The following is a 3,343-nucleotide window of genomic DNA, read 5'->3' on the forward strand; positions in this document are numbered from 1 at the left end:
ACATAGTTTCCATTGCACCAAGAACACCACCACGTTCTGTAATTCGGTCAAATTCTTGTAAAACTGCATCTTCAACTAAATCGGTTAATTCTTCTATAATAAACGAACCTTGAATTGGATTTTCGTTTTTTGCCAAACCTAATTCTTTATTGATAATCAATTGAATTGCCATAGCACGACGTACTGATTCTTCGGTTGGTGTTGTAATTGCTTCGTCATAAGCATTAGTGTGCAACGAGTTACAATTATCATAAATTGCATACAAAGCTTGTAAAGTGGTACGAATATCATTAAAATCTATTTCTTGTGCGTGCAATGAACGACCAGAGGTTTGAATATGATATTTCAACATTTGAGCTCTTTCGTTGGCACCATATTTATTTTTCATGGCTTTTGCCCAAATTTTTCTTGCAACACGACCAATAACTGCATATTCTGGATCAATTCCGTTTGAGAAAAAGAACGATAAATTGGGTCCAAAATCGTTAATGTTCATGCCACGACTTAAATAATATTCCACATAAGTGAACCCATTAGAAAGTGTAAATGCCAATTGTGTAATAGGATTTGCACCAGCTTCGGCAATATGATATCCAGAAATTGAAACCGAATAAAAATTTCTAACATTTTCTTTGATGAAATATTCTTGCACATCACCCATCAATCGCAAAGCAAATTCTGTTGAGAAAATACATGTGTTTTGAGCTTGATCTTCTTTCAAAATATCTGCTTGAACGGTTCCACGAACTTGCGATAATGTTTTTATTTTTATATCATTATATACATTTTCTGGCAAAACTTTATCTCCAGTAACACCAAGAAGCATTAAACCCAAACCATTATTACCATCAGGTAAATTACCTTGATATTTTGGTCTTGTAGTTCCTTTTTTCTTATAAATTTCGTTGATTTTATTTTCTACATCATCTAAAAGATTATTTTCTTTAATATATTTTTCGCAATTTTGATCGATGGCAGCATTCATAAAAAACCCAAGTAACATTGGTGCTGGACCATTAATTGTCATAGAAACCGAAGTTAACGGATGACTCAAATCGAAACCAGAATACAATTTTTTGGCATCGTCTAAACAACAAATTGATACTCCAGCATTACCAATTTTTCCATAAATATCAGGACGAATGTGTGGATCGTTTCCGTATAATGTTACAGAATCAAAAGCGGTAGAAAGTCGTTTTGCTGGTAATCCCGCAGAAACATAATGAAAACGTTTGTTAGTTCGTTCTGGTCCACCTTCGCCAGCAAACATTCGGCTTGGATCTTCTCCTTCTCTTTTAAAAGGATATAATCCAGACGCAAAAGGAAATTCACCTGGCACGTTTTCTTGTAAATTCCATTTTAAAATATCGCCCCAAGCTTGGTACTTTGGTAACGAAATTTTTGGAATTTGAGAATGAGATAAACTTTCTGTATGAGTGGCAATTTTTATTTCTTTATCACGAACTGTAAAACTGTAAAACGGATTTTTATATTTTTTTACTTTTTCGTTCCAAGTTAAAATTATTTCCCAATTGTAGGCATCGAGATTCATTTTTACACGGTCGAATTCTTTTAATAATAAATCCATTAACAATTGTCCCTCGACTGCGCTCGGGATGACAGACTCACTTTCAATTCCTGACTTGTTTATTTGAGGAACTTTATTAGAAACACTTTCAATGGTTTTATAAATTCCATATAATTTTTGAGCTACTTCTACTTGAGAAAGTGCAATTTCATCATATTTTCTATTATTTTCTGAAATTTCAGATAAATATCTTGTTCTGTGTGGCGGAATTACATAAATTTTCTCACTCATTTCACGAGTAATTTCGAAAGTCGATTTTAAATCGGCTCCAGTTTTTTCTACAATTTTATCCATTATAGATTTGTAAAGTGTGTTCATTCCTGGATCATTAAATTGTGATGCAATTGTACCAAATACTGGCATTGAATCTGGATTTTCATCCCAAAGATTATGATTGCGTTGGTATTGTTTTTTCACATCACGAATGGCATCGAGTGCACCACGTTTGTCAAATTTATTAAGCGCAACTAAATCGGCAAAATCCAACATATCAATTTTTTCTAACTGAGTTGCAGCACCAAATTCTGGTGTCATTACATATAACGAAACATCAGAATGTTCAATAATTTCAGTATCAGATTGACCAATTCCTGAGGTTTCAAGAATAATGATATCATATTTTGCAGCTTTTAATACTTCAATAGCTTCGTTTACATATTTTGATAATGCCAAATTAGATTGTCTTGTAGCCAATGAACGCATATAAACTCTAGGATTGTTAATTGCATTCATACGAATTCTATCGCCTAGAAGTGCTCCGCCAGTTTTACGTTTTGATGGATCAACAGATATTAGTCCAATTGTTTTTGTTGGAAAATCTATTAAAAATCTTCGCACCAATTCATCAACTAAAGATGATTTTCCTGCACCACCAGTTCCTGTAATTCCGAGAACAGGAATTTTTGAAGTTCTGTTTTTGGCATGAATTTTATCTAAAGTTTCTTTGGCAATTTCTGGAAAATTTTCTGCTGCAGAAATTACTCTAGCAATTGCTGTTGGAATTTTATCTTCTAGATTATTAATTTCACCATTTAATTTATCTCCAATTGGATAATCAGAACGTTTTACTAAATCGTTTATCATTCCTTGTAAACCCATGGCACGACCATCATCTGGAGAATATATTCTTTCGATTCCATATTCATGTAATTCTGAAATTTCTGAAGGAAGAATTACACCACCACCACCACCGAATATTTTAATATGTCCAGCACCTTTTTCTTTTAATAAATCGTGCATGTATTTAAAGTACTCATTGTGTCCGCCTTGGTAAGATGTCATTGCTATGGCATTTGCATCTTCTTGAATGGCAGTGTTTACTACTTCTTCAACACTTCTATCGTGTCCAAGATGAATAACTTCTACACCTGTAGATTGTATAATTCTTCGCATTATATTGATTGCTGCATCGTGACCATCAAAAAGTGATGCTGCTGTTACAATTCTTACTTTATTTACAGGAATGTATGGTATTTGTGGTTCCATTTTGTTATTATGATAATTTAGAGAGCGCAATTTACGAATTTAATAATTTTTAGATGATTTAATTGATTTAAAATTTGAGGCATTATTTTTGTTAAATATAAAAGAATAGATTAAAAAATTTAAATTATGAAAAAAATAGTATTATTAACCGTTATGGCATTCACTTTTTTAGGTTGTGCCGAATTACAACAAGCTGCAAATCAAGTTTTAGAACAAGGAAATATTGATATTGCTGGCGGATTGAAAGAAGCTTTAAATAATGGAATTAGT

Annotated in this window: 1 protein-coding gene; it reads right to left on the bottom strand. The window is 32.5% G+C overall.

Features of this window, described 5'->3' with window-relative positions:
* A partial coding sequence (locus ACH2BO_RS04625) for a methylmalonyl-CoA mutase family protein (RefSeq protein ID WP_395043579.1) occupies positions 1 to 3,073 on the bottom strand: 3,073 nt, incomplete at its 3' end.
* Between the last annotated feature and the right edge of the window lie 270 nt (positions 3,074 to 3,343).

It is taken from the genome of Flavobacterium sp. (assembly GCF_043773265.1).
Taxonomy (GTDB): Bacteria; Bacteroidota; Bacteroidia; order Flavobacteriales; family Flavobacteriaceae; genus Flavobacterium.